General features: G+C 67.0%; 20 protein-coding genes. 11 read left to right on the forward strand and 9 right to left on the reverse strand.

The features are described from left to right. Positions 1-2: 2 nt before the first annotated feature. Genes QUD34_RS11055 through QUD34_RS11065 form a run of 3 tightly spaced genes read right to left on the reverse strand, consistent with a single transcriptional unit; the run spans position 3 to position 1,734 of the window. Positions 3-881, reverse strand: coding sequence for an NADH-quinone oxidoreductase subunit C (locus QUD34_RS11055; RefSeq protein WP_286353762.1), 879 nt, complete (start codon positions 879-881; stop codon positions 3-5). Beyond that, positions 881-1,390, reverse strand: a complete 510-nt coding sequence (locus QUD34_RS11060; RefSeq protein WP_286353763.1) for an NADH-quinone oxidoreductase subunit B — start codon at positions 1,388-1,390, stop codon at positions 881-883. The genes QUD34_RS11055 and QUD34_RS11060 overlap by 1 nt, the downstream gene beginning before the upstream one ends. Further along, positions 1,381-1,734, reverse strand: coding sequence for an NADH-quinone oxidoreductase subunit A (locus tag QUD34_RS11065; RefSeq protein ID WP_286353764.1), 354 nt, complete (start codon positions 1,732-1,734; stop codon positions 1,381-1,383). The genes QUD34_RS11060 and QUD34_RS11065 overlap by 10 nt, the downstream gene beginning before the upstream one ends. A gap of 135 nt (positions 1,735-1,869) precedes the next feature. Between QUD34_RS11065 and QUD34_RS11070 the strand changes: the two genes are divergently transcribed. Then, positions 1,870-3,501 (forward strand): GspE/PulE family protein, encoded by a 1,632-nt coding sequence (locus QUD34_RS11070; protein WP_286353765.1) that lies wholly within the window; start codon positions 1,870-1,872, stop codon positions 3,499-3,501. Here QUD34_RS11070 and QUD34_RS11075 read toward each other — a convergent pair whose 3' ends face one another. Beyond that, positions 3,502-5,409 (reverse strand): FUSC family protein, encoded by a 1,908-nt coding sequence (locus QUD34_RS11075; protein ID WP_286353766.1) that lies wholly within the window; start codon positions 5,407-5,409, stop codon positions 3,502-3,504. Beyond that, positions 5,406-7,160 (reverse strand): ABC transporter ATP-binding protein, encoded by a 1,755-nt coding sequence (locus QUD34_RS11080; RefSeq protein ID WP_286353767.1) that lies wholly within the window; start codon positions 7,158-7,160, stop codon positions 5,406-5,408. Before QUD34_RS11080 ends, QUD34_RS11075 begins: the two co-directional genes overlap by 4 nt. 129 nt (positions 7,161-7,289) lie before the next feature. Between QUD34_RS11080 and QUD34_RS11085 the strand changes: the two genes are divergently transcribed. From QUD34_RS11085 to QUD34_RS11095, 3 genes are read left to right on the forward strand one after another with little or no spacing between them, the layout of a single operon-like run. After that, positions 7,290-8,684: an ABC transporter substrate-binding protein gene (locus tag QUD34_RS11085; protein ID WP_286353768.1), complete on the forward strand. Its 1,395-nt coding sequence runs from the start codon at positions 7,290-7,292 to the stop codon at positions 8,682-8,684. Next, the gene (locus tag QUD34_RS11090) at positions 8,681-9,355 is read left to right on the forward strand and encodes a hypothetical protein (protein ID WP_286353769.1); all 675 of its coding nucleotides are present in this window, start codon (positions 8,681-8,683) and stop codon (positions 9,353-9,355) included. Before QUD34_RS11085 ends, QUD34_RS11090 begins: the two co-directional genes overlap by 4 nt. Then, positions 9,352-10,056 (forward strand): hypothetical protein, encoded by a 705-nt coding sequence (locus QUD34_RS11095; protein ID WP_286353770.1) that lies wholly within the window; start codon positions 9,352-9,354, stop codon positions 10,054-10,056. The genes QUD34_RS11090 and QUD34_RS11095 overlap by 4 nt, the downstream gene beginning before the upstream one ends. A 21-nt stretch (positions 10,057-10,077) precedes the next feature. Here QUD34_RS11095 and QUD34_RS11100 read toward each other — a convergent pair whose 3' ends face one another. Next, positions 10,078-11,328, reverse strand: a complete 1,251-nt coding sequence (locus tag QUD34_RS11100; RefSeq protein WP_286353771.1) for an L-serine ammonia-lyase, iron-sulfur-dependent, subunit alpha — start codon at positions 11,326-11,328, stop codon at positions 10,078-10,080. A gap of 75 nt (positions 11,329-11,403) precedes the next feature. Here QUD34_RS11100 and QUD34_RS11105 point away from each other — a divergent pair, with 75 nt between their 5' ends. Continuing rightward, positions 11,404-11,877, forward strand: a complete 474-nt coding sequence (locus QUD34_RS11105; protein WP_286353772.1) for a peroxiredoxin — start codon at positions 11,404-11,406, stop codon at positions 11,875-11,877. A gap of 30 nt (positions 11,878-11,907) precedes the next feature. Here the strand turns inward: QUD34_RS11105 and QUD34_RS11110 are convergent, their stop codons facing one another. Next, positions 11,908-12,687 (reverse strand): enoyl-ACP reductase FabI, encoded by a 780-nt coding sequence (locus tag QUD34_RS11110; protein WP_286353773.1) that lies wholly within the window; start codon positions 12,685-12,687, stop codon positions 11,908-11,910. 151 nt (positions 12,688-12,838) lie between these two features. Here QUD34_RS11110 and QUD34_RS11115 point away from each other — a divergent pair, with 151 nt between their 5' ends. The 3 genes from QUD34_RS11115 (at position 12,839) to QUD34_RS11125 (ending at position 15,785) form a co-directional block, all read left to right on the forward strand. Beyond that, complete coding sequence (locus QUD34_RS11115) at positions 12,839-13,909, forward strand: tetratricopeptide repeat protein (protein ID WP_286353774.1); 1,071 nt, start codon at positions 12,839-12,841, stop codon at positions 13,907-13,909. A 131-nt stretch (positions 13,910-14,040) separates the two neighbouring features. Then, on the forward strand, positions 14,041-14,892 hold the full coding sequence (locus QUD34_RS11120; RefSeq protein WP_286353775.1) for a methyltransferase domain-containing protein: 852 nt from the start codon (positions 14,041-14,043) through the stop codon (positions 14,890-14,892). Between the two features lie 71 nt (positions 14,893-14,963). After that, on the forward strand, positions 14,964-15,785 hold the full coding sequence (locus tag QUD34_RS11125) for a class I SAM-dependent methyltransferase (protein WP_286353776.1): 822 nt from the start codon (positions 14,964-14,966) through the stop codon (positions 15,783-15,785). Here QUD34_RS11125 and QUD34_RS11130 read toward each other — a convergent pair whose 3' ends face one another. Together QUD34_RS11130 and asnB are read right to left on the reverse strand one after the other, a co-directional pair. Further along, positions 15,786-17,021: a glycosyltransferase family 4 protein gene (locus tag QUD34_RS11130; RefSeq protein WP_286353777.1), complete on the reverse strand. Its 1,236-nt coding sequence runs from the start codon at positions 17,019-17,021 to the stop codon at positions 15,786-15,788. 61 nt (positions 17,022-17,082) lie between these two features. Next, positions 17,083-19,014 carry an asparagine synthase (glutamine-hydrolyzing) gene (gene asnB, locus QUD34_RS11135; RefSeq protein WP_286353778.1) on the reverse strand — a complete coding sequence of 644 codons (1,932 nt, stop codon included), beginning with the start codon at positions 19,012-19,014 and terminating at the stop codon, positions 17,083-17,085. A 261-nt stretch (positions 19,015-19,275) separates the two neighbouring features. Between asnB and QUD34_RS11140 the strand changes: the two genes are divergently transcribed. From QUD34_RS11140 to QUD34_RS11150, 3 genes are read left to right on the forward strand one after another with little or no spacing between them, the layout of a single operon-like run. Next, positions 19,276-21,066 carry a glycosyltransferase family protein gene (locus QUD34_RS11140; RefSeq protein ID WP_286353779.1) on the forward strand — a complete coding sequence of 597 codons (1,791 nt, stop codon included), beginning with the start codon at positions 19,276-19,278 and terminating at the stop codon, positions 21,064-21,066. 7 nt (positions 21,067-21,073) lie between these two features. Then, positions 21,074-22,507, forward strand: a complete 1,434-nt coding sequence (locus QUD34_RS11145) for a glycosyltransferase (RefSeq protein ID WP_286353780.1) — start codon at positions 21,074-21,076, stop codon at positions 22,505-22,507. 47 nt (positions 22,508-22,554) lie between these two features. Then, entirely contained in the window at positions 22,555-23,274 is a 720-nt protein-coding gene (locus QUD34_RS11150) for a class I SAM-dependent methyltransferase (RefSeq protein WP_375379978.1), read from the forward strand. Positions 23,275-23,308 lie beyond the last annotated feature (34 nt).

Below are 23,308 nucleotides of genomic sequence, written 5' to 3' on the forward strand. Positions count from 1 at the left end.
TCCTAGTCCGCCTTGGGTTGCTTCAGGTTGATGCCCAGCTGGCCGGCCTTCTGGAGGGCGATGCGTTCGAGCATGCCGCCTCGATCCTCACGGAAGGAGATGTCCCGCTGGCCCCAGCCCACGGTCGGGTAGTCCTTGCGGAGGGCGTAGCCTTCCCAGTCCTCGGGGCAGAGGATGCGGGTCATGTCGGGGTGGTTGGCGAACCGGATCCCGAGCATGTCGTAGATCTCCCGCTCCATCCAGTTGGCGCTGGGGTAGAGCGGACAGGCGCTCTCGGGCACGAAACCCTCGGGGACGAGGATCCGGAGGCGAAGGCGCTTGCGGCGGCTGATGCTCGTCAGGTGGTAGACCACGCTGAAGGCGAAGTCCTTGGCGGCGGGGTAGTGGGTGCCCGTCTGGTCGGCGAGCATCTCGTACTTCAGGGCGGCCTCGTCGCGGCAGAGCGCCAGCGCCTCGAGGATGGCCTCCTTCTTCACCTGGCAGACCAGTTCACCGGCCTGCTCGAAGACCTCCTCCACCTTGTCGCCCAGGAGCGCCTGCAGCTTCAGCAGATCGGCGTCCTTCGCATCCTCGGGGGAGGGCGTCTTCAGATCGTTGTCGTCCTTGCGGGGGACGGGGCGGACGGGCGCCTTGGGGGCATCCTTCCCCTCGGCCTCGGCCTTGGCCTTGGCGGTCTCGTAGTCCGCCAGAGTCTTCTGCCACTTGGCCTCGTCGGCCTCGGCCGCGGCCTTCTGCTCGGCCAGGTAGGTCTGGCGGCTCGGCAGGGGCACCGTCTTGGGCATGGCGATCTGGCGGTTCGGCGCGGCCTTGTAGTCGTAGATGTACGGACCGGCGGGGGCCTCCGGGACTTCCGGGACCTGGGGGGCGTTCGGTTCCGACATCAGCCGACCTCCTCGAAGATCTCCTTGTACCGGTCAGCCAGGCTGCTGGTCATGATCTTGTCCTGCAGCTTCAGGAACCCGTAGATGAACGCCTCCGGGCGGGGGGGGCAGCCGGGGATGTAGACATCCACCGGGATGACCTTGTCCACGCCCTGGATGGTGTGATACGAGTCGAAGGGCCCGCCGGCGGTGGCGCAGGAGCCCATGGCCATCACCCACTTGGGCTCGGGCATCTGGTCGTAGAGGGTCTTGATGATGGGGGCCATCTTGTAGGTCACCGTGCCGGCGATGATCATCAGGTCGGCCTGACGCGGGCTGGCGCGGAAGATGCCGGCGCCGAAGCGGTCGAAGTCGAAGCGGCTGGCGCCCGCGGCCATCATCTCGATGGCGCAGCAGGCCAGGCCGAAGGTCACGGGCCACACGCTGGTGGCGCGGGACCAGTTCATGACCTTCTCCACCTTGGTGGTGATCAGGATGTGCTCCAGGGCGGTGGGTTGATTTACTCCCATGTCAGGGCTCCCTTGGACCAGATGTAGCCATAGCCGAACAGCAGCAGGAACAGGAAGAGCCCCAGCTCGATGAATCCGAAGAGGGCCAGCTCCTTCATCTGGATGGCCCAGGGCATCAGGAACACCGTTTCCACATCGAACACCAGGAACATCACTGCCACCAGGTAGTAACGGACGGAGAACTTCTCCCGCGCCTCGCTGGTCGTGGCGATGCCGCACTCGTAAGTCGAGTATTTCGCGGCGCTGGGCCAACTGGGGCGCAGGAGCCGCGACAGGTTCAGGATGATGATCGGCAGGGCCACTGCCACCAGGATCAGCAGCAGGATGGACGCGTACCCACGCATGGAGCCTCCAAGACGAAAGCAATTGTGGCGCGCGAGTCGCGGGCGGGTCAACGCTGGAAGCCGACCGCTGCATCCATTGTGACCCATGCCCGACTTCGCCCCCCTCCCCGGGCCCCGATCCGCTAGGATGCTTCCATGTCGTCACCAAACCCCACGGTTCCTGCGGATGCCAACGACCCCGGCACCCCCGCCCTCGCGGACTTCCGGCCCGCCCGGGAGTTGTATCCCACCCTGGACCTCACCCGCGAGCCGGTGGATTTCGGGCTCTTCCAGGCCCTGCCCCTCGATTTGATGCTCAAACATCATTTCGTGCCGGTTCAGGAACGGGATGGCGCCCTCTGGCTGGCCATGGCCGACCCCCTGGACATCCCCACCCAGGACATGCTGCGCCTGCGCCTCAAGCGGCCCCTCCGGTTCGCCGGGGCCCCTCAGGCCCAGATCCAGGAAGTCCTCAAGAAATCCGAGAGCGGCCAGAAGGTCATGGACGAGGCCGGCGAGGCCCTCAAGATCCAGGTGCTCCACGAGGAGGATCTGGACGACGAAGTCCTCGACCTCGAGCGCCTCACCGACAAGGACGAGGCCCCCATCGTCCGCCTGGTGGACACGACCATCTTCAACGCCCTCCAGCGCCGCGCCTCCGACATCCACCTGGAGACCACGGCCACGGGCTTCCAGATCAAGTACCGCATCGACGGCAGCCTCTACTCCGCCGCCGATCCCATCGACCGGCGCTTCGCCTCCCCCATCATCAGTCGCGTGAAGGTCATGTCCGAGCTGGACATCGCCGAGAAGCGGAAGCCGCAGGACGGCCGCTTCAAGCTCAAGGTGCGGGGCCGGGCCATCGATTTCCGCGTGAGCATCATGCCCACCATCCACGGCGAGGACGCGGTCATCCGCATCCTCGACAAGGAGAACCTCACCGAGGAGTTCCAGACCCTGACGCTGGAGATCCTCGGCTTCTCCGACCACGAGCTGAAGCGCCTCCGCCGATTCGCCCACGAGCCCTACGGCATGTTCCTGGTCACGGGGCCCACCGGTTCCGGCAAGACCACCACCCTCTACGCCGTGCTCAGCGAGATCAAGGCCCCCGAGGACAAGATCATCACCATCGAGGATCCGGTCGAGTACCAGCTCGAGGGCGTCACCCAGATCCCCGTGAACGAGAAGAAGGGCCTCACCTTCGCCCTCGGCCTGCGCTCCATCCTGCGCCACGACCCCGACAAGATCCTCGTGGGTGAGATCCGCGACCCCGAGACCGCCCAGATCGCCATCCAGTCCGCCCTCACGGGCCACCTGGTCTTCACCACCGTCCACGCCAACAATGTGCTGGATGTGATCGGCCGCTTCCAGCACATGGGCGTCGAGGTCTACAACTTCGTGTCGTCCCTGAACTGCATCCTGGCCCAGCGCCTGGTGCGCGTGCTCTGCCCCAAGTGCAAGCGTCCCTCGGCCCCGCCCAGCCCCCAGGAGCTGGTGGAGAACGGCGTAGACGAGGCCTGGCTGCGGAGCGCCACCCTCTTCGACCGCGTGGGCTGCGTGGACTGCCACGGCACCGGCTTCCGCGGCCGCCAGGCCATCATCGAATTCATGGGCCTCAACGACGAGATCCGCGAGCTGCTGGTGCAGCGCGCCCCCGTGCGCGAAGTGAAGGCGGCCGCCCGCCGTGGCGGCATGCAGTTCCTCCGCGAGAGCGCCATCGAGAAGGTGCGGCTGGGCATCACCACCTTCGCCGAGATCAACAAGGTGACCTTCCGCGACGGAGCCTGATCAGGCCGCGCCGGCCTCCTTGGGCTGGTCGAAGGCCAACAGGTCCGCCGTTTTTTCGAGGTTTTCCGCCAGGTCCAGCAGCACCGGGCGCAGAGCGGCTCCGGCCTCCCCTCCCGCCAGGTTTCGCAGCAGCCGAACCGCCCGCACGGGGTCGTCGCCGAGGCGTCGCAGGGCGTCGAAGGCATCACCCTTCGCATGCCCTGCGGTGGCATCCGGAATTTCGTGCAGTCCTTCGATGGCGTATCCCAGGTTGATGACCGCCAGGATCCCCTTGGGCCAGCGTTCCCCCAGGTCCTTCGAGCGGCCCAGGTGCAGGGAGAGCCGCAGGATCTGCCGTGAGCCCCGCGCCCGCCAGTCTTCGAGGGCATCCCCCGGGTCGGGCTCGACCATCCGGAGCAGGTCGCGGCGGATCACCCGGACCGCCTCCTCGGCCTGCCGAACGGACCTTCGCGGCATCAGGATGTAGGTGCCGGCCACCAGGCCGGCCGCCACCGCCAGCGCAGCCGCGCCCCCGATCACCTCCGCCCCGCTGGCGAGGGTCGTGGTCCCAGCCTGACTGGCCAGCAGGAAGCACATGTTGGTATCGACTCCGGCGATGGCCGTGCCGGGATTGGCGCGCACGAACCCGCCCAGCAGCAGGAATGGCACCATCGACAGCAGCAGCCCCGTCGTCGACGAAAGCGTCGGCTGCACCGCGAGGCGGTAGAACACCGCCAGGATGAGTCCGCTCACCACCCCGGTCAGCAGCTTGGGGGCGATGTGCTGGGGCAGGGCCAGGGAACCCAGCACCAGCGAGAAGATGCTGACCCCCACTGCCGCCTGGACCACCAGGGGAGATCCCGTCCAATGGGCCACCACCGCGGCCAGGAAGGTGGCGGCGCCCGAGGCCACGGCCGTGCGGCCGGCCTGCGACCATTCCCGGTGCGGCTCGAGCACGGCCAGTTGGCGGCGGAAGGGGCGTGCCGTCCTGCCGACTAAGGGCCGCCCCAGGGCCGCATTCGCCTCGAGGATGCGGGTCAGGGCACTGGCCAGGCGTTCCTGTCCCGGGAGTTCGCCGATCTGGAGGGACCGGCCAGCAGGCAGCGGCTCCCCCTCCCGGCGCAGCTGGTCCGCCACCTGGTCCAGCTGGGACGCCCGTTCGTCGACCCCTTCTGCCGCGCCGCGATCGTCCGGCCGGTGCGCCACCGCGGCACTCATGACTGCGAGCGACCCCACCACCAGCGAATCCACATCATGCAGGCGGCGGTAGCCTTCGAAGGATCCAGCCAGGATCAGCCGGGCCGAGGCCTCGACCTCGCTGATCTCCGCGAGGATCCGGCACTTCTCGGGCCCCAGCTCCGTGGCGCCGCGGCGCAGGACCCCCGCGGCGTAGGCGACCGCATCGGCGGACAGGCGGCGGAGGCGGGCGAAGAACGCCTCGCTCGGCGACCTGGGGGTGGCCAGACCGAAGACCACGGTCGCCACCACCACCCCGATCAGGGTGCATTCCACCCGCGCGGTGGCGAGGTCCAGCGATGCCCCCGGGGCCAGCACGGCGGGAATGACGACGACGGCCGCCGTGATGCCCGCCAGCACGGCCCCATAACCATGCACGCCGCGCAGGATATGGGTCAGCCCGCCGTTGAGGGCGACCCACAGCCCGAGCAGGGCGAACTGCGCGAAGGGATGCACCGGCACATGGAGGATGGCGAATCCGGCCACCGCCCCCAGCAGGGTCCCCACCACGCGGAAGAGAGCCCGTTCGACCACCACCCCCCGAGAGGCCTGGGCCACCACCCAGACCGGCATGGCCGCCCAATACGCGTTCTGCACATGCTGGATCGTCGCGATGGCGAAGGCCACCCAGGCCGATAGGGCCAGCAGCAGGGCGCGCACCACCACCCGGCGGTCGATCTGAAGGGCGGTCATCCCGCGCCCTTCACCAGCTCCCGTTCCAGGCTCTGCAGCCGCTTGAGGCGTGCGAACAAACCGGGCTGGGCGGCCAGCGCCTCGGGCGTGTCCAGCTGGATCATCCGGCCCTCCTCCAGCACCAGCACCCGGGCGCAGGTCTCCGCCACGAATACGCGGTGGGTGGCCAGCACCAGGGTGGACTTGCCGAGGAAGGTCCGCAGGTTCTCGAGGATGCGGCTCTCGGTCTCGGCGTCCACGGCAGAGAGGGCGTCATCCAGCAGCAGCAGGCGGGGACGGCGCAGCAGGGCCCGGGCCAGGGCCGTGCGCTGGCGTTCTCCGCCGCTGAGCGCCACGCCGCGTTCGCCCACCACCGTGTCGAGGCCGTCGGGCAGGCGGTGGATCAGCTCGTCCATGGCCACCACCCGCGCGATTTCCCAGATTTCCTCCTCTGTGGCCTCGGGGCGGCCCATGGCCAGGTTCATGCGCAGCGTGTCCGAGAAGAGGAAGGCTTCCTGGGGCACCCAGCCCAGCCCCGCCCAATGGCGGCGCAGGGTGGCGTCGGAAAGGGGCTCCCCGTCCACGAGCATGCGTCCGGCCTGCGGCTCGCGGAGGCCCGCCAGCGTCTGCAACAGCAGCGTCTTGCCGGAGCCGATGCCGCCCACCACCGCCAGGCTGTCGCCGGGGGCCAGCGCGAGGTCCAGGGGACCCAGGCCGCGCCCCGTCTCGAAGCGGTGGTTCACGCCCTCCAGGGCCAGGGCCGCCGGAACCTCCGGCAGGGTGATGGCCTCGGCGGAGGGGAGGGGCGCTTCCGGACTGCGGAACACCTGGTCGAGCCGCTCCTGGCCGGCCTTGGCCCGCTGGAACAGGTTCGCGGACCACCCCAGGCTCATCATGGGCCAGGCCAGGGCCACCAGGAACCCGGTGAAGGCCGTCAGGTCGCCCAGGTTCAAGGTGCCCTTCACCACCAGGCTGCCGCCGTAGGCCACCAGCACCAGGGCGGACACGCCGCTGATGAAGGCCGACAGGGGTGCATAGGCGCTGAAGATCACCGACTGTTTCATGCTGAGCGAGGCATGGCGGTAGCTGAGGGTGGCGAACTGCGCCACGCGGGCCTCTTCCAGCCCGAAGGCCTGCACCACCCGCTCGCCGCTGATGGTCTCGTGGCTGTAGGTCGAGAGGGCCGAGAAGGCCAGCTGCAGCTTCTGCTGCACCATGTGGCTCCACTTCCCGATGATGTAGAAGCCCAGCGCCAGAAACGAGAAGGGCAGCATGACGGCCACGGTGAGGCGCCAGCTCGTGTTGAACATCAGCCCGAGCGTCACCGGCAGGATAGACAGCACCTGGAGGAAGCTCATGAGGCCCGGGCCCGTGGCCATGCGGACCGTGCCCACATCGTCGCCGACGCGCGACATGAGGTCGCCCACCCGCTGCCGCTCGTAGAAGGAGAAGGGGCGGGAGAGCAGGAAGTCATAGAGGGACTCGCGCTGCTCCCGCTCCACATCACGGCTGAGGCCGATGAGCGTGTTGCGCATGAGGTAGCGGCCGATGCCCGCGGCGGCCGTGAAGGCCAGCATCCAGCCCAGGAAGACCCGCGACCCGTGCCAGTCCTGGCGCTCCAGGGCATGCACCGCCCGGCCCGACCAGTAGGGCACCACGGAGGCCGCCACGCTGCACCAGACCGTCGCCACCAGCCCCCAGTAGAGCGTGCGCCGATGACGGGCCATGAGGGGCCACCACCAGAACAGCTTGGACTCCGAAAGATCCGCCACGGGGCCTCCACCAATCAGAGTAGCAACACCGATCACCCCGTGCGAAGCCGCACCCCAAACCGAAACCGAAACTTGGCAGGGTCGCATCCCCCCGGGCATGCTGGGTGAAACTTCCTCGAGCCTTCAGCCATGCGGAACCTCCTCCCCGCCCTGACCTTGGTCTTCCTTTCGGCCCTGATCCCGGCCTTGACCCCGGCCCAGGCCCAGGTGGTGGAAGAGTCCCTGCCCCGCGATCCGGGCCCCCTGGATTTCATCCGCGGCGACAGCTACGAGCAGTGGATCCTCCAGTCTCTGGCGGGCGATGCGCTGGTGGGCATCGCCCCCGATGGACGGCTGGTGCCGCGCCTGGCCACGGCGTGGAAGGTCCAGAAGGATGGCGCCCTCTCGTTCACCCTGCGGGCCGATGCGCGCTTCCCGGATGGCAGCCCGGTGTCGCCCGAGGATGCCCTGTGGACGCTCCGGGAACTGCTCCGCGATCCCCAGGCCAGCCCCACCAAGCGGGCCATCCTTCAGGGCTCCGAAACCGGCGTCCAGGACGGCCGCCTCTGGATCCGCTCGCCCAAACCCCCGGGCCGCCTGCTCCTGGAGCTGGCGCAGGTGCCCGTGGCCCAGAAGGGTCATGCGGACCGGGGCTCGGGGCCCTTCCTCTTCCGGAAGGAGCCCGCCGCCTGGGTGTTCACCCCGCGCGAGCACTTCCTGAAGCCCCGCGTGGACGGCATCCGCTTCCGCCTGCTGCCGGACGCCCACAGCGTGCTCCAGGCCCTCCAGAAGGGCTGGCTCACCCTGGGCGCGCCCCCGGCCCGGCTCCAGGCCGACCCGCCCCCCACCCACCGCCTGGTGACCCAGCCCATGCATGCCCAGCTGGTGGCCTGGAGTCGGGCCGGCTCGGGGCCCCTCCTGCTTCTGGAGCGTTGGCGCCGGGATGCGTTCCCGCCCCGCCTCCTGGGACGGAACGCCCGACCCAGCCGGGGCCTGTGGCCCGAGACGCTGGGCTTCGAAGCCCGGGCCATCGAGGCCCAGACCGCTGAAGCCGGCGCCGGCCGGCCCCCTCGGGCCCCGGCCACGCTGAAGCTCCTCTTCGTGGCGGGCGAGGAGTCCGTGGAAAAGCTCCTGCTCGCCCTGCGCGAACGGGCCCGGAGGGACGGCTACGACCTGCAGCTCATCCCCTTGGAGCAGGCCCTGCTGGTGGCCCGCCTCCAGAAGGGCGACTTCGACCTGGCCTGCTCCATGGTGGTCTTCGAACCCCACCCCTGGGCCGTCTTCGAGTATCTCGAGCCGAGGGGTCCCATGAACTTCACAGGTTGGAGCCACCCGCGCTTCGCAGAACTGGCCGCCCGGGCCCACCAACCCGGGGATGCCGCCTGGCGGGATCTGCAGATGATCTGGGCCCAGAATCCCGCAGCCCTGCCCCTGTTGGATTTCCAGAGCGTGATCTGGGTGGACCGGCGCCTGACGGTGGAACCCGGGGCCCTGGGCCTCTACCTCAGCACGCCCGGAGCGGCCGGCTGGCGCTGGGTTCGATGAGGGCCGACCGGGGCCGAGTCGGGGCGACCTGGAACCCCGTCGTCTGGGGCCTCGTCGTCTGGGGCCTGGCCCTCGCGCTGGCCTGGAGCCTTCCCGGGGCCCTGTGGCGGCCGGTGGCGCCCCCGCCCTTCCCCCTTCAGGCCCTGCTCCCCGCCGGGCTGGCCGTCCTCGCGCTCGCCGTCGCAGCCCCTCTGGCGGCCTGGCTGGGTGGCCCGGGCTTGGCGGTCCGGCGGCCTCTGGCCCTGCTGGAAGCTCCGCCCGACCTGCTGTGGGCCGGCCTCCTCCTGGCCCTTTGGCCCGCCGCCTGGGGGCCGCCCGGTTCCGGAGCCTGGATTCTGGCCTTCCTGGCCGCCGCCCTGCCCAGCGAAGTGCGCTGGCTGTCCCATGCCCTGCCGGGGGAGCGCCCCTTCCCGGAAGCCTGGGGCGCCCAGGCCGTCCGGCGGGTGCGCTGGCTGGCGCTGCGGCGGCTCTGGGGTCGGTGGCTGGCGGCCCGCCTGCCGCTCTGGCTCACTGCGACCCTCGTCCTGGAACGCATGCTGGGGGTGCCGGGCCTCGGCGCGGACTGGCTGGCCCGCGTGTCCGGCCGGGATCGGGCCGGCCTCGCCATCTGGGTCGCGGCGCTGACGATCCTCTGGCTGCTGGCGCGGCCCCTGGAGCCGGAAACCCCATGAAGGGGCGGCTCCTCTTCCTGCTGGCCCTGCTGCTGCCAGACCTCCCCCTGGATCCCTTCCGGGGCGGGGCGGCGGTGTCCTTCCGGCATCCCCTGGGCCTGGACGACCTCGGCCGGGACGCCTTGCTGCGCTTGCTGCTGGCCGGCGCGCGCAGCCTGGGTTTCGCCAGTGCGTGCGCCCTGCTGGCCCTCGCGACCGCCCTCCTTCTCGCGTGGTACGGACGGCGGGGCCGAGGCGCCCTCTCCGCCCTCCGCAGCGTGCCGCCCCTGCTCTTCCTGCTGCCGCTGGCCGCCGCCACGGGCGGCCTCTCCCTGCCGGTCCTCTTCCTCGTCATGGGCCTCCTCCTGGCTCCGCACCTCGAAGCGCCCCTCCGCATGAGGCTCGAAGCCTTCCGCCGCTCGCCGGCCTGGGCCGCCGAGCGCGTCCTGGGGGCGTCCCCCGCCTCCACGCTTCGCCGCTGGGCGCCCTGGGGCCTGGATCAGGCCGCCTCGCTCTTTCCGGGCGCCTGGCTCGGCGCCCTGTGGGGCGAGGCCACCCTGTCCGCCCTCGGCCTGGGCCCCGGTCCCGGCCGGGACAGCCTGGGACGGCTGCTCTCCGAGGAGCTGCCCCGCCTCACCACGGACCCGAGCCCCCTGGGCTGGGCCGCCCTGGCGGCGGTGCTGGGGTTGGCCTGGGTGTCCGTGCCGCGGAGGCCGGCCTGATCACCGGGTGGCGTCAGGCTCCTAGAGCTTCGCCTGCATGATCTCCAGCACCTCGGCATCCACGCCGATCATGCCGCGGCGGGCCAGGCGCCCGAGGTTGGCGAGGGAAGCGTCGCCATCGATGCCCACGATGCCATCCGTGGCCGGGATGCCGAAACCCGCCAGGGCGAGCGCCACCGACCGGAAGGCCGCGTCCACACCCGTCATGGCCTTCATCGCGCAGCCGATCTTGGCGCCGTCGCAGATCATCCCCGCCACATTGCCCACCATGTTGGCCACGGCAAGGTCCATCTGCGCCGGCGTCGCCCCCTCCAGCAGGAGGATCGCCAGGGCGATGCCGATGCCCGCCGCATTGGAGGCCCCGCACACGGCCGACAGCGTGCCGAGGTGGTGCGTCGTGGCCGAGGTCATCAGGCAGCCGAAGGCCAGGGCCTCCTCGATGCGGGCTTGGTCATGCCCGCCCTCGCGGCCCCAGAGCGTGACGGGCACCGACAGGGTGATGCCCTTGTTGCCGGAGCCGGCCAGGGACACGACCATGAGCGGCTCTCCGGACATGCGCGCGAAGACGCCCGCGCTGACGAGCCGGGAGAGCCGCACGAGCCGGTCCGTCCCCACGGGCGGCACGAATCCCGGGGGCAGCAGGGAGACACCATGTTCGGCCATGGCGAGATTGAACGCTGCCCCCTCCCGCAGCCGGGCCCGGTCTTCATCCGAAATCGAGGCGGTGAGTCTCCGCAGCTCTTGGATGCCCATGGCTCCCACGGTGGCCCGCGGGGAGGACAGACCCGCCGCGCCACTCCGGGCCGGCCTGCCCCCCACCTGGATGCCATTCGCCTCCAGTCGCGCGAGGTGGGTATGTTCCACCTCCAGCACCGCCCGGCCTGTGCCACCCTCCCGGGCCACCGTGCAGTCGATGTGAAGGTCTGGGCGGGACGGGTCCACTTCGACGCGGACCGCCTTCCGATCCAGGAGGTCCTTCGCCGAAGCCAGGAGCGCTGCATCCACGGCGGCGAAGCAACCCAGCCCCAGGGATGGGTCCGGCAGCCGGGCGCCCAGGGCGAGGGCCCAGAGCACACCGGTGCGTCCGCCGCTGTTGGGGATGCCGACCGCATGGCAGTTCTTGTAGGTGCGGGGATCCACCACCAGGCTCACCTGCTGGATCGCGCCCGTTCCTTGTGCAGCGGCCAGGCTGGCGGCGTGGGCCACCGCCGCGGGCTCCGTGCACCCCAGGGCGGGTTTCCATTCGGCATCCAGGAACTCGGAAAAGCGCATGATCGGCCTCGCCCTTCATTCCACCCCACCCTCGAAGGGCTTGGGTCACATCCGGGCCTCCGCTACCCTGGCCCCATGAGCATCCAGCCCGGCACCCCCCTTCCCGCCTTCTCCCTCCAGGACGACCAGGGTCACACCGTCACCGACAAGGATCTGAAGGGGCGCTGGACCGTGCTCTACGCCTATCCCAAAGACAGCACCCCCGGCTGCACGACGGAGGCCTGCGATTTCCGGGACAACCTCGCCCGCGTGCAGTCCCTGGGCGCCCAGGTCTACGGCCTCAGCCGCGACAGCCTGAAGAGCCATCAGAATTTCATCGCCAAGCAGAGCCTGCCCTTCCGCCTGCTCTCCGATCCCGACTGCGCCCTGCTCAACCCCCTGGGCGCCTTCGGGAAGAAGCTCATGTACGGCAAGGAGGTTCAGGGCATCATCCGCTCGACCTTCCTGGTCGACCCCAAGGGCGTGATCCGCCATGTCTGGCCCAAGGTCAGCGTGAAGGGACATGTCGAGGCCGTGCTCGAGGCCCTGGCAGCCCTGCAAAAAAGCTGATCCTGTCCCGGCCTTTCGAGCAGCCGGCGCTCACCCCGCCATGATGCTGAAGCCACCGTCGACATAGAGCACCTGGCCCGTGATGCCACGGCCCATGTCGCTGACGAGGAAGACGCCGGCATCGCCCACTTCCAGTTGGTCGGTGTCCCGCTGCAGTGGGGTATGGGAGCGGTGCTGCTTGAGCTTGGAGCCGATGCCCGGGATGGCCGAGGACGCCAGGGTCTTGATGGGTCCCGCGGAGATGGCGTTCACGCGGATGCCCTGGGGACCCAGATCGGCGGCCAGATAGCGGACGCATGATTCCAGGGCGGCCTTGGCCACGCCCATCACATTGTAGCCAGGCACCACGCGCTCACCGCCCAGGTAGCTCAGCGTCACGATGGAGCCGCCTTCGGCCATGAGGGGCTGGGCCGCATTGCAGACGGCGGCCAGGGAGTAGGCGCTGATATCGTGGGCCACGCGGAAGTCCTCGCGGCTGGTCTCCACGAAGCGGCCCTCCAGGGCCTGGCGCGGCGCGTAGGCCACGGCATGCACCACGAAGTCGAGCTTCCCCCACTTCTTCCGGATCTCGTCGAAGGCCATGACGATCTGGCTGTCGCTGCCCACATCCATGGGCAGCAGGATGGGATTTTTCAGCTCGGCCGCCAGCTCCCGGACATTCTCGCCCAGCCGCTCGTTCTGATAGGTCAGGCAGAGCTGGGCCCCGGCCTCCGCGACTTTCTGCGTGATGCCCCAGGCGATGGACCGCTTGTTGGCCACGCCGATGATCAGACCGCGTTTGCCCTCCAACAGCCCGCCCTTGGTCACCATGCGATCTCCTCCGGAGTCGTGTCCGAACAAGCACTTAGGATAGCGCAAAACCGCGTCCCTGCGCTATACCCGGAGTCAGGAAGCAGACTGGTTGTATCCCATTCCAGGCGATCCTGGTAATCCTGTCCTCGCGTCCATCCTGAAGGTCCCCGTGCTCCTCCTCGTTCCCGCCGCCCTCGCCGTCCTGGCCCAGACCCCGGCCCCCCCCTTCCGCGCCGACCTGGACGCGGGGCGCTACCTCAAGGTGCTGGCCGAGGCTGAAGCCAGGCTGCGCCCGGATCCCAACGACGCCGGGGCCTGGGCGGCGAAATCCCAGGCCCTGTCGAGCCTCCAGCGCTTCGCCGAGGCCCGTGCCGCGGCAGAGCGGGCCGTCTCCCTGAAACCCGGCTTGGCGGAGGCCCTGCTGGCCCGGGGGCTGGCGCGCGCCGGCGAAGCCATCCGCCAGCGCGACCTCGGCAGCCTGCGGGGCGCCCTTGGCGCCATGGACGACCTGCGCGCCGCCACCCAGGCCGATCCCACCCTGGCCCCGGCCTGGATGAGCCTCGGCCTCGCCTACGAGATGCTGCCCGGCCTGCTGGGCGGCTCCACCCGCAAAGCCCTGCAATGCGCCGAGCGCCTGCGCCGCGTGGCTCCCGCCCAGGGCGACCTGTTGCAGGCCCTCGTCCTCGTGGAAGAGGATAAGTGGCGCGAGGCCGAGCCCTACTTCCAGCGCGCCCTGGCCCAGGCCCCGCAGGATCCCGAAGTGGTGGGCCAGTGGCTCGATGCCCTGGACCGCCGCCCCGCCAAGAAAGCCCTGGGCGAGGCCGGGAAGAATGCCCGCCTGCTGGCCGAGGCCCCGCGCCTGCTCCCGGGCGTCCGCACCCGCGCCCGGGGCGTGGCCGCCGTTGTCGAGGCCTACCTGCACGGCGGCAACCCCGAGGCCGCCTGGAGGACTGCCCAGGCGCACCTCACCCAGGTGGACGCCCCCAGCCTGCTGCGCCTGCAGCTCGGCAAGGTCGCCGCCGTCAGCGGCCTTCACCGCCAGGAAGGCCTCGCCGCCCTCGATCAAGTGCTCCGCGAACCCCTCGAAGGCGGCTCCTCCGGCTACCCCGGCGCCTGGTGGCGCAAAGGCCAGATCCTGCAAGCCCTCGGCCGCAAAGAAGAAGCCCGCCGAGCCGCCCAGGAAGCCCTCAAGCTCGACCCGAAGCACCGGGGGGCAAGAGAGTTGGTGGAGAGCCTTTGAAAAGACTCAGGTCAGCGCTGGTCCGCCTGGTCAAGCAGAGTTACGCCCTGACGGCCTTCTACTATCTCTGGACCGATTGCTTGGCTGACCTGCGTTTCAGGTGGGGCGACATCGCCTCGCATTCAGGGACCTTGCATGAATCCCTGGAGCCGCCGGAATCGCTCGACTACATCCAGGGGCTCTTCTCGGATTACGCGCGGTACTCCGGTGGAGCGCTCTTGTGCGGAAAGGCCGCAGAGGTGGGTCCCGGCGACAACTGCGGAGTCGGGCTTCTCCTCCTGGAGGGGGGTTGCCAATCCGTCGACCTGGTGGACCGCTTTTACGCGCACCGGGATCCGGAGCGACAGGCTGAAATCTACCGACGGCTGGCGGAGCATCATCCCGGGGTGGCCCGGATCCTGGAGGGGGCCTGCCTCCAGGACGAAGGTACCTTCCCCGGCATCCATCGGCACTACGGTGAAGCGGCCAGCGCCGAGTCCTTTTTTCATGAAGGCCAGGATTACGACCTGATCTTGTCCAGAGCGGTCCTCGAGCATGTCCGCGACCCTCTGCTTGCACTCAGGCGAATGACCGAGGCGCTTCGCCCCGGGGGACTTCTCCTCCACAAAGTGGATCTCCGGGACCACGGCATGTTTTCCGATCACCACGGCGAGTTGAAGTGGCTTGAAACCCCGGGCCGGGTCCACCGCCGGATGTCGCGGGCCAGCGGCCGCCCGAACCGGATCTTGCTTCATCGGTACCGGTCGGCCTTGGCCTCGTTGCCCTTGGAGACCGACCTATTGATCACCCGCCTGGCTGGCGTGGGAGACATCGACCCCCATGTGCCCTATGAGGCGATTCCAAGCGACCTTCGGCATCGCGCGCTGGCTGTCGTGGCTTCCCGCAAAGAGCACTTCGCTTCGGAATTCGAGGACGCTCCCCCTGCGGACCTGAGCGTGACTGGATTCTTCCTGGTGGGGCGGAAGCCCCCATTTGGAGCGTGACTCCGGGGCTCCAACCGCCCTTCGCCGCCCCTCCACGACCGCGCTATAGTCATCCCTTCGAGAGGAAACCGGTGCCGGATCGCGATGTTCACCAGCTGGAATGGGATGAAGGAATCATCCGCCGCTTCTGGGACTTCGCGGCCACGCGGGAGAGTTGGCAGGAAGACTACTTCAGCTACCAGTCCGGAACCGGCATCGTGGCCGTTCTCAAAGCTCTGACGCCCCTGGATGGACGCGTACTCGACTATGGTTGTGGTCCTGGTTACCTGGTGGAACGGCTGCTCGCCATGGGCGTGGCCTGCGAAGGTGCGGACCTGTCGGAGGCCACCGTGGCTGCGGCCAACCAGCGCCTCGGGGACCGCCCCCTCTGGCACGGAGCTCGCGTCATCGACCCCGCCTTCTCCAACGAGCGGGAGGGGCTCCTCGATCTCGTGATCTGTGTGGAGACCATTGAGCACCTGCTGCGCCCCAGCCTCCCATCCACCTTGCAGAAGCTGCGCCGGATGCTGAAGCCAGGAAGCGGGAGGCTGTTCATCACGACTCCCCACGCCGAAGATCTCGCCCGGGCCCAGGTGTTCTGCCCTGAATGCGGCAGCGTCTTCCACCGGTACCAGCATCTCTCGCAATTCACCAAGGCTTCGCTGACGGAGTTGATGGAACGAGAGGGATTCTCCACCTTGGCCTGCGAGGCGACGGATTTCGCCCGTTTCCAAGAGCCCCTCCTGAGGGGCCCCTTGGAATGGAGCCCTCGCTATGTCTTGAAGACGCTTCTTCGCGCTGGGGCCGCCTCGGGTGATGCCCTGCACCTGCCCGGGCGACCCAAGGGAGGCCTGGCCTTCGCCCGGAGGGTGGGTTCGGGACCCCATCTGTTCTGGCTGGGGCAACGGCGTTGATCACCGTTTCGGCGGCCAAACTTCGGCGATGCAGGCTTCCCACAATCCGAGAATCTGTCCCAGGCTGAACCGATCGACGACCTCCCGGGCCCTCGCCCCCATGGAAGCCCGTAACGAAGCATCTGCCATGAGCCGACCGAGGGCCTGCACCAGAGCTTCCTGATCGCCCAAAGGGATCAAGAAGCCGTCCAGGCCCGGCCGGATGATCTGAGCGGGACCGCTGGGGCAATCAAAGGACACGACCGGAAGGCCTGTGGCCATGGCCTCGCAGAGGGCGTTGGGGAAGCCTTCGAAGCGGGAGGACAGCACGAACAGATCGGATTCGGCCAAGGCTTCATAGATCCGGGGGTGATTGCCCGGGAGGGTGCTGCACTCCTCCAGACCGAGTTCCGTCCGAAGTTGTTCAAGGACAGGGCGCTCAGGGCCTTCTCCCCAGATCACCAGCTTCCAATCCGGATGCTCAGGGGTCAGACGGGCGAAGGCCTTGAGCAGCATGTCGAACCCCTTCTGGGGGACGAGCCGTCCCACCGCCACCAAGGTTCGACCTGTTCGTGCCGTGTCCGCAGGTACGGCGTGAACGGGTGCACAGATGACGGGGTTCGGAATCACACGGGATCGTCGGCGAACGCGGCCGTGAAATTGCTTCTGGATTCCCTCGCCCTGAACCACGAGCCGATCCGCCCATGGGTAGGTCATGACCCTTAGGGCACTCCAAGCCCAGCCAATTCGGTGATGGGCAGGGTCGATCCGTTCGGAGACGATCACGGGGATTCCGCTTCCGGCCAGTGCGACGAGGGTCAGGATATTGACCTGGTCGATGAAGCTGATCACCAGATCGGGATCAAGGTCCATCAGTCCATGGCGGACCCTCAGCGCCCGCCGGGACAGGTTCCAGAGGGTGGCCAGCTTGGATCGCATCAACCATCGGAGGACACCCCGGTCCGCGCCCGCCTCCGCCAAAGCCTGGCCTGCGGCGGACCGCCTGGAGACGGCCAGCTTGACCTGGCAGACGAGGGGATCGACGGGATAGAAGGGGGGGACCTGACCATCGTCCAGGGTCACCAGGATGACATCCCAGCCCTTGGCCGCCCACGCGTTGGCCAAGGTGGTCAGCACCCGTTCCGCCCCGCCGCTGGTGATGGCATGGGTGAACAGGACGAGCCTGGGGGTAGCGGAGGCGCTTTCTTCCGTTCCCTGGGCCACCAAAGACGGTCGGGCATCCAATGGCGTATTCATGGATGGCCGGGGAAAGCCGCGGCCAGGCGGTCCAGAATGGCTGGAGAAACGGGTATCCGATTCAATGGCTTACCCCCTGGGATTCCATCCACTGAAGCAACACGAGGAGGGGCCAAAGTCGATCCTGGTTCGGTTCCCCTCGCTGGCAGAAGCCCTGCCAGGCCGAATCTACGCCTTCTCGGGCGATGCCGGCCTCCGCCAGACGGTCCGGACGGAGCAGGGCCTCCGCCCAAGGCCTGAGCGGCCCTCTGAGCCAACTTCCAAGCGGCACGCCAAATCCCATCTTTTTGCGCTCCACGAGTTCCCGGGGCACATGCCGATGCAGAATCTCCTTGAGAACCTGCTTCCCCTGGCCCCCGTCCAGTTTGAATGCCAGGGGCAGCCTCCACGCAAAGGTGAACACCCGCTTGTCCAGAAGGGGATTCCGCACCTCCAGGCTGTTGGCCATGCTGGCTCGGTCCACCTTCACGAGGATATCGTCCACGAGGTAGGTGAGCGTGTCCGTCAGCATCATCCGGGAGACGGGCTCCCAATCTGCAGGAAGGAAATCCTGCCTCCAGACGGGTGCCCCCAGGCCCGATGGCAGGCATAGGAGCCGCTCGGGTGCCTGCCAGTAGGACATCATGTCCCGATAGACGGCCTGGCTTCCCTCGGGGAGCATGAGCCGCCCCAGTTTCTGGAAACGGGACGAGGACCACCTGGGCCCCAGGAGCGCGCCCATGGTTCGGTCCCACCCGGGGCCCGGGATTTGACCGCAGGCCCAGGCCGCCATGCGACGAAGGGCTGGCGGTAGCCGCTGAAACCGGCCCATCAGCATCTGGCCCACACGGTACCGGTCATACCCCCCGAAGAGTTCATCCCCTCCGTCTCCCGAAAGCGCCACGGTCACATGCTGACGGGTCATCCGGGACAACAGGAAGGTCGGGATCTGGGAGGGATCCGCAAAGGGCTCGTCGTACACGGCCGGGAGCAGCGGAATCACCTCCCGGGCTTCCGAGGAAGCGAGGTAGAGCTCCGTGTGCTCGGTTCCCAGGTGGCGGGCGACCTGCTTGGCGTAAGGAGCCTCGTCGAAGTCGCGCTCCTCGAAACCGATGGTGAAGGTGCGTGCTGGGGAGTGGCTTCCTTGCTGCATCAGGGCCGTCACCAGGCTGGAATCGATCCCCCCCGACAGAAAGGCGCCCAGGGGGACATCTGCCACGCAGCGCCTCCGGGTGGCGTCGAGCAAAAGGGCTTCCAGCTCATCTGTGGCTTCCTGGAAGCTCCCTCCGAACCCCTGCTCCCGCGCCCGGAAAGCCTCTGCCCTCGAATCCCAGTACACTTCCGGTCCGGGCAGTTGGCCAGGCTCGGGCATGCCCAACCGTAGGAAGGTTCCCGGTGGCAGCTTGCGAATTCCACGGTAGATGGTGGCGGGTCCGGGGATGTAGCCGAAGCGCAGGAAAGCTGCCATGGCTTCGCGGTCCAGGCCGGGGCGGAAGGCTGGGTGTCTTCGCAGGGCCTTCAGTTCCGAGCCGAAAAGGAAGACCCCATCCCCCCACCCGTAATAGAGGGGTTTTTTGCCGAAGGGGTCCCTGGCAAGGCTCAGCACCCGAGCGTTCTTGTCCCACAGCGCCATGGCGAACATGCCATTGAACCGGGCCAGCGCCGTTTCCAAACCCCAACGCTCGATCGCCTCCAGGACGACCTCGCTGTCTGAGTGGCCTCGCCAGGAATCCCCAAGTTCGGCACGAAGCTCCTGGAAATTGTAGATTTCGCCATTGAAGACCATGACATGCCGACCGGAGTGGGCCTGCATGGGTTGGTGGCCTTCGGGGCTGAGGTCCAAGATGGAGAGCCTGCGGAACCCTAGACCGACGCCGGCCTCGGGATCCTGCCAGTGGCCCTCGTCATCGGGCCCCCGGTGCTGGAGGGAACCGGTCATGCCCGCAAGGATGTCGAGCGACGCCTTCGAGGCATGGCGGCCCTTCGCATCCCAGTACCCCGTCAATCCACACATACAATTCCTTCAAGGTCCCCAGTTTGCACCCGGCATTTGTGAATAGCCCAGCAGATGAAGGACCCGATAAAGTTATCGAGCCCCAGCCACCTAAGTTAACTGACGCAATCCAGATTTTCCTTCACCCATCGATCGAATTCACGAGGCGGCCATTTGTTGAAGTCCATGGGCGTCCCAGGAAGGCATTTTCTGGTCAAAGTCTCATCACGGCTCCGCCAGGCCCGAGCTGACGGGGCCCTTCACCGAGGAGTGTTTGCAGGATTGGCCCTCCTCCTTTTTTGCGCCTACATGCCGGTGCTAGGGGCCGACCTCAAATGGCACTGGGCAAGTTCCGGCCTGATCGCCCTCTGCGGATGCCTCCTGGCTACGCGCCTGCCGCGCCCCTGGATCCTCCCTGGATTGACGGTGGGGTTCGCTGGTCTAGGCACCGTCACCCTTCTGGCCCTTTGGCATAGTGGCCTTTCCGATGGATTCACCCTGGCGGGCCTCTTCCCCTATTCCGATGCTGCCGGCTATTTCAGTGACGCCCAGCGGATCCTGGCCGGTGAACCAATCACGGCTTTCTCTTCCAGACGCCCTCTGTACGCAGCCTTCCTCGCGGGTCTATTGAAGATCACAGGAAACAACCTGCGCTGGGCACTGTGGCTTCAGACACTTCTCGTCTCTTGTTCCATAGGATGTGTCACTTGGGGCCTGCTGAAGAGGATCCGAAATACCTTCAGCGCCTCCGTATTCGGAATGCTCCTGTGGTTGTTCTTTCGCCGCTTCATCGGAACCACCACCACGGAACACCTCGGGCTGCTGTTGGGTGCGTTCGGATTCCTGGCCATCTTGGAGGCGGTTCACGACCGCTCGATCCGGTTGTTTGCCCTCGGGCTCTTCACGACAGGCCTCGCTTTGAATGCGCGAGCCGGGGCCTTTTTCGTCCTGCCGTCCCTCTTGGTCTGGGGAGGTCGATATTTCGCGAAGCAAAATCACCGGGTTTCTTGGCCGCTCCTCGGGATGGGATGTACCGCCATCGTCTTGTCCTTCTGTGTGAACTATGGCGTCCTGATTCTGTCCGGAGGTCGGCCGGGCTTGGCCTTTTCGAACGCCTCCTTCACGCTCTATGGGCTTGTTCATGGGGGGAATTGGCAACTGGCTCTGGCTCAACACCCGGAGTTGGGCGCGGTCGAACCCCAACAGCAAGCCATTTCCGTGTTTCAGCTGGTCTTGGCTCAGATCGGAGCCCACCCCTTTTCTCTGATCAAGGGGGCCTTAAGGGCGTGGGTGAGCTTTCTTCCGCAGGCCTTCAGCTTCGTGGACTCCCCCCATCCATTTGCACCCATTTCGCTCGGAAGCCGACTTCTCGCCTTGCTTGCCCTCCGGGGCTTGTTCACATGGCAGCAGCCCCATTCCACGGTTCCGTTCTCCCTTCTGTTGGCTTACCTCGCCGGAATCATCCTCTCCGTTCCCTTTGCTCCGTCCTGGGATTCCGACTACATGAGAATTTATGCGGCCACCATTCCTGCCCTCTGCTGGTTGGCTTCGGCAGGTGCATGGTTGGAACCCAGCCACGAGCCAACTTACCCCTCGTTCAATTCCGCCACGGCCTTCTGGGGAATGTTGGTGGCCAATTCAGGCCTTCTCCTCTTGGTCTCCTTGCCGCACATGTCTGGGGCATCCACGGGAATCAGACGGTTGTCCGCCATCCCGGGTTCCACCCTTCGCATCGGCTCGAGCGTGAAATTCCCCGATTCCTTGAACTCGATTCCAAACCAGGAAAGGTGGAGATCCTGGAAATGGCTGATTCAGGAGAAGCGACTCCCTCCCATTCCGCTCAATCAACTTCTTGAAAATGCCCATCCCAGGATCTCGCCCGAAGGCGCCCGCTCATTCCTGAAGTCGATTCCTCGGGAAAACGCCACGCTGCTTCTCGCCACCGGGAATGCATGGCCCGACTCGGCGGGCCATGACACCAGAATCGTCGTGCTTCAGGAATCCGGCGAGTGGATGTCGAGTGGTCCAGATTCTCGTCCACTCGGCTCCGTCAAGCCCTCCTCGCTGCCATGAGGATCTGATGCCTCTTCTTCCTTCTCTTGAATCCGAGACTTACCGGACGGCGCGAAGCGCTCACTGGGATGGCGTAGCAGGAAGGTCGCGAGCCAGTCTAGGCCGCTACTATCGCCATAGGCTCCTCTCCGTTTATCGGGAACTTATCCCTCCGGGCAGCCGCATCCTTGAAATCGGGTGTGGTCGCGGCAATCTGCTGGCCGCCCTGTCACCTTCCCACGGGGTCGGAATCGACCTGTCCACTCGGGCGATCGACCTGGCCCGAGCCGATCATCCGGACCTCGACTTCATCGTGGCCGATGTCCACGAACTTGGGCTCGAAGGGCAGGTTTTCGATTTCATCGTCTTGTCGGATGTCGTCAACGACCTCTGGGATGTGCAGGCGGCGCTCGCGCGAATCCGCCCCTTGTGCGGGCCCCAGACGCGTCTCGTGTTCAATTACTTCAGCCACTTGTGGAGTGGCCCTCTGCGAGTGGCCCAGTCTCTGGGCTTGGCCCAACCAACGCTTCCCCAGAATTGGCTGACCCGGAAGGACCTGAACAACCTTCTGGAACTGGCGGGGTTCGAGCCCCTGCGAGGATGGGAAGAGGTCTGCGTTCCCGTTTGGATTCCGCTTCTGTCCGGTTTTGCCAACCGCTATCTTTCGAAGATCCTCCCCTTCTCCTGGCTGGCCATGACCAACTTCCTGGTCGCCCGGCCGCTCTTGCCACCGGAGACGCAGGAGCCTTCGGTCACCGTGGTCATCGCCGCACGAAATGAATCCGGGCATATCGAGGAACTGCTTTCCCGGATTCCCGACATGGGTTCGGCCACTGAGATTCTTTTCGTGGAAGGAAACTCCACCGACGATACCTACGAGGTGATTCAGAGGGCGATTCACGCTCACCCGGAGCGCAGTTGCCGACTGCTGAAACAGGGAGGTCGCGGGAAGGGAGATGCCGTGCGCCTTGGCTTTTCAGAGGCTAAGGGCGACATCCTCATGATTCTCGATGCGGACATCACCGTACCACCGGAAGACCTCCCACGGTTCTACGAAGCCCTCGCCTCGGGCAAGGCCGAGTTCGTCAATGGCGTCCGGCTGGTCTATCCCATGGAGGACCGCGCCATGCGCTTCGCCAACCTGGTGGGCAACAAATTTTTCTCGTGGGTCTTCAGCTGGTTGCTGGGCCAACCCATCCGCGACACGCTGTGCGGAACCAAGGTGCTCTGGATGCGGGATTACCGTCAGATCGCCCGGAATCGATCCCATTTCGGCGACTTCGATCCCTTCGGCGACTTCGACCTGCTCTTCGGGGCGGCGAGGCTCAATTTGAAATTCATGGAGGTCCCCGTGCGTTATCGGATGCGCCGGTACGGCGAAACCAACATCCAGCGCTGGCGACACGGGTGGCTGCTGCTGAAGATGGTCGTTTTCGGTGCCCGGAAGATCAAGTTCCTATGAGCGCACTTCCAGGGCGGCTCCGGGAGACCTTTCGCCGGGATGCCGGAATGGGTGTGGATGATCCCCGCACGACCCTCCTCCGGCGCCGCTTGCTGCAGAGCAAACCCTTCCTGCGATGCCTCTACCTCGAGTGGTACTCCCTCCTGGCCGCACGGATCCAAGGCCTCGACCCGGTGCTTGAATTGGGATCCGGAGGCGGCTTCCTATCGGAGTTCCGGGCCGGGGTCATCCAGAGTGATCTGATCAGAGTTCCGGGCCTCTCCCTCTCGGCGGATGCCTGCCGTCTCCCCTTCAAGGAAGGTCGATTGGGGGCCATTGTGATGACGAATGTCCTCCACCACATTCCGGATGTCGCCCAATTCATAGCTGAGGCCGTCCGCTGCCTCCGGCCAGGCGGCCATGTGGTCATGGTCGAGCCGTGGAACACAGTCTGGTCCCAGCAGATCTACCGTCACCTGCACAACGAGCCCTTCGACCCCGGGGCGACCTGGAAATTCCCTTTCACGGGCCCTCTCAGCAGCGCCAACAACGCCCTGCCCTGGATCCTGTTCCGTCGGGATCGGGCCAGGTTTGAAGAGACCTTCCCTAAAATGAGCATCGATACCATCCAGCCCATGATGCCCTTCGCCTATCTTCTTTCGGGCGGCGTTTCCAGGCCCATCGGCGCGCCTGGCTGGAGCTATCGGAGCTGCCGGACCCTAGAGCGACGCCTCGCCCTTGAGCGCTTGGGACTGTTCGCGCTCATCGATCTCAAGCGAAGGAGCTGATCCCTCACTTCAGTCACGCAGTCGACCCGCGCCA

Origin of the sequence: Geothrix oryzae (genome assembly GCF_030295385.1) — a bacterium.
Taxonomy (GTDB): Bacteria; Acidobacteriota; Holophagae; order Holophagales; family Holophagaceae; genus Geothrix; species Geothrix oryzae.

Excerpts from the sequence above, each read along its gene's own strand:
- QUD34_RS11055 (WP_286353762.1), bottom strand. The coding sequence starts at position 881 with ATGTCGGAACCGAACGCCCCCCAGGTCCCGGAAGTCCCGGAGGCCCCC.
- QUD34_RS11060 (WP_286353763.1), bottom strand. The coding sequence starts at position 1,390 with ATGGGAGTAAATCAACCCACCGCCCTGGAGCACATCCTGATCACCACC.
- QUD34_RS11065 (WP_286353764.1), bottom strand. The coding sequence starts at position 1,734 with ATGCGTGGGTACGCGTCCATCCTGCTGCTGATCCTGGTGGCAGTGGCC.
- QUD34_RS11070 (WP_286353765.1), top strand. The coding sequence starts at position 1,870 with ATGTCGTCACCAAACCCCACGGTTCCTGCGGATGCCAACGACCCCGGC.
- QUD34_RS11075 (WP_286353766.1), bottom strand. The coding sequence starts at position 5,409 with ATGACCGCCCTTCAGATCGACCGCCGGGTGGTGGTGCGCGCCCTGCTG.
- QUD34_RS11085 (WP_286353768.1), top strand. The coding sequence starts at position 7,290 with ATGCGGAACCTCCTCCCCGCCCTGACCTTGGTCTTCCTTTCGGCCCTG.
- QUD34_RS11090 (WP_286353769.1), top strand. The coding sequence starts at position 8,681 with ATGAGGGCCGACCGGGGCCGAGTCGGGGCGACCTGGAACCCCGTCGTC.
- QUD34_RS11095 (WP_286353770.1), top strand. The coding sequence starts at position 9,352 with ATGAAGGGGCGGCTCCTCTTCCTGCTGGCCCTGCTGCTGCCAGACCTC.
- QUD34_RS11100 (WP_286353771.1), bottom strand. The coding sequence starts at position 11,328 with ATGCGCTTTTCCGAGTTCCTGGATGCCGAATGGAAACCCGCCCTGGGG.
- QUD34_RS11105 (WP_286353772.1), top strand. The coding sequence starts at position 11,404 with ATGAGCATCCAGCCCGGCACCCCCCTTCCCGCCTTCTCCCTCCAGGAC.
- QUD34_RS11110 (WP_286353773.1), bottom strand. The coding sequence starts at position 12,687 with ATGGTGACCAAGGGCGGGCTGTTGGAGGGCAAACGCGGTCTGATCATC.
- QUD34_RS11130 (WP_286353777.1), bottom strand. The coding sequence starts at position 17,021 with ATGAATACGCCATTGGATGCCCGACCGTCTTTGGTGGCCCAGGGAACG.
- asnB (WP_286353778.1), bottom strand. The coding sequence starts at position 19,014 with ATGTGTGGATTGACGGGGTACTGGGATGCGAAGGGCCGCCATGCCTCG.
- QUD34_RS11145 (WP_286353780.1), top strand. The coding sequence starts at position 21,074 with ATGCCTCTTCTTCCTTCTCTTGAATCCGAGACTTACCGGACGGCGCGA.
- QUD34_RS11150 (WP_375379978.1), top strand. The coding sequence starts at position 22,555 with ATGGGTGTGGATGATCCCCGCACGACCCTCCTCCGGCGCCGCTTGCTG.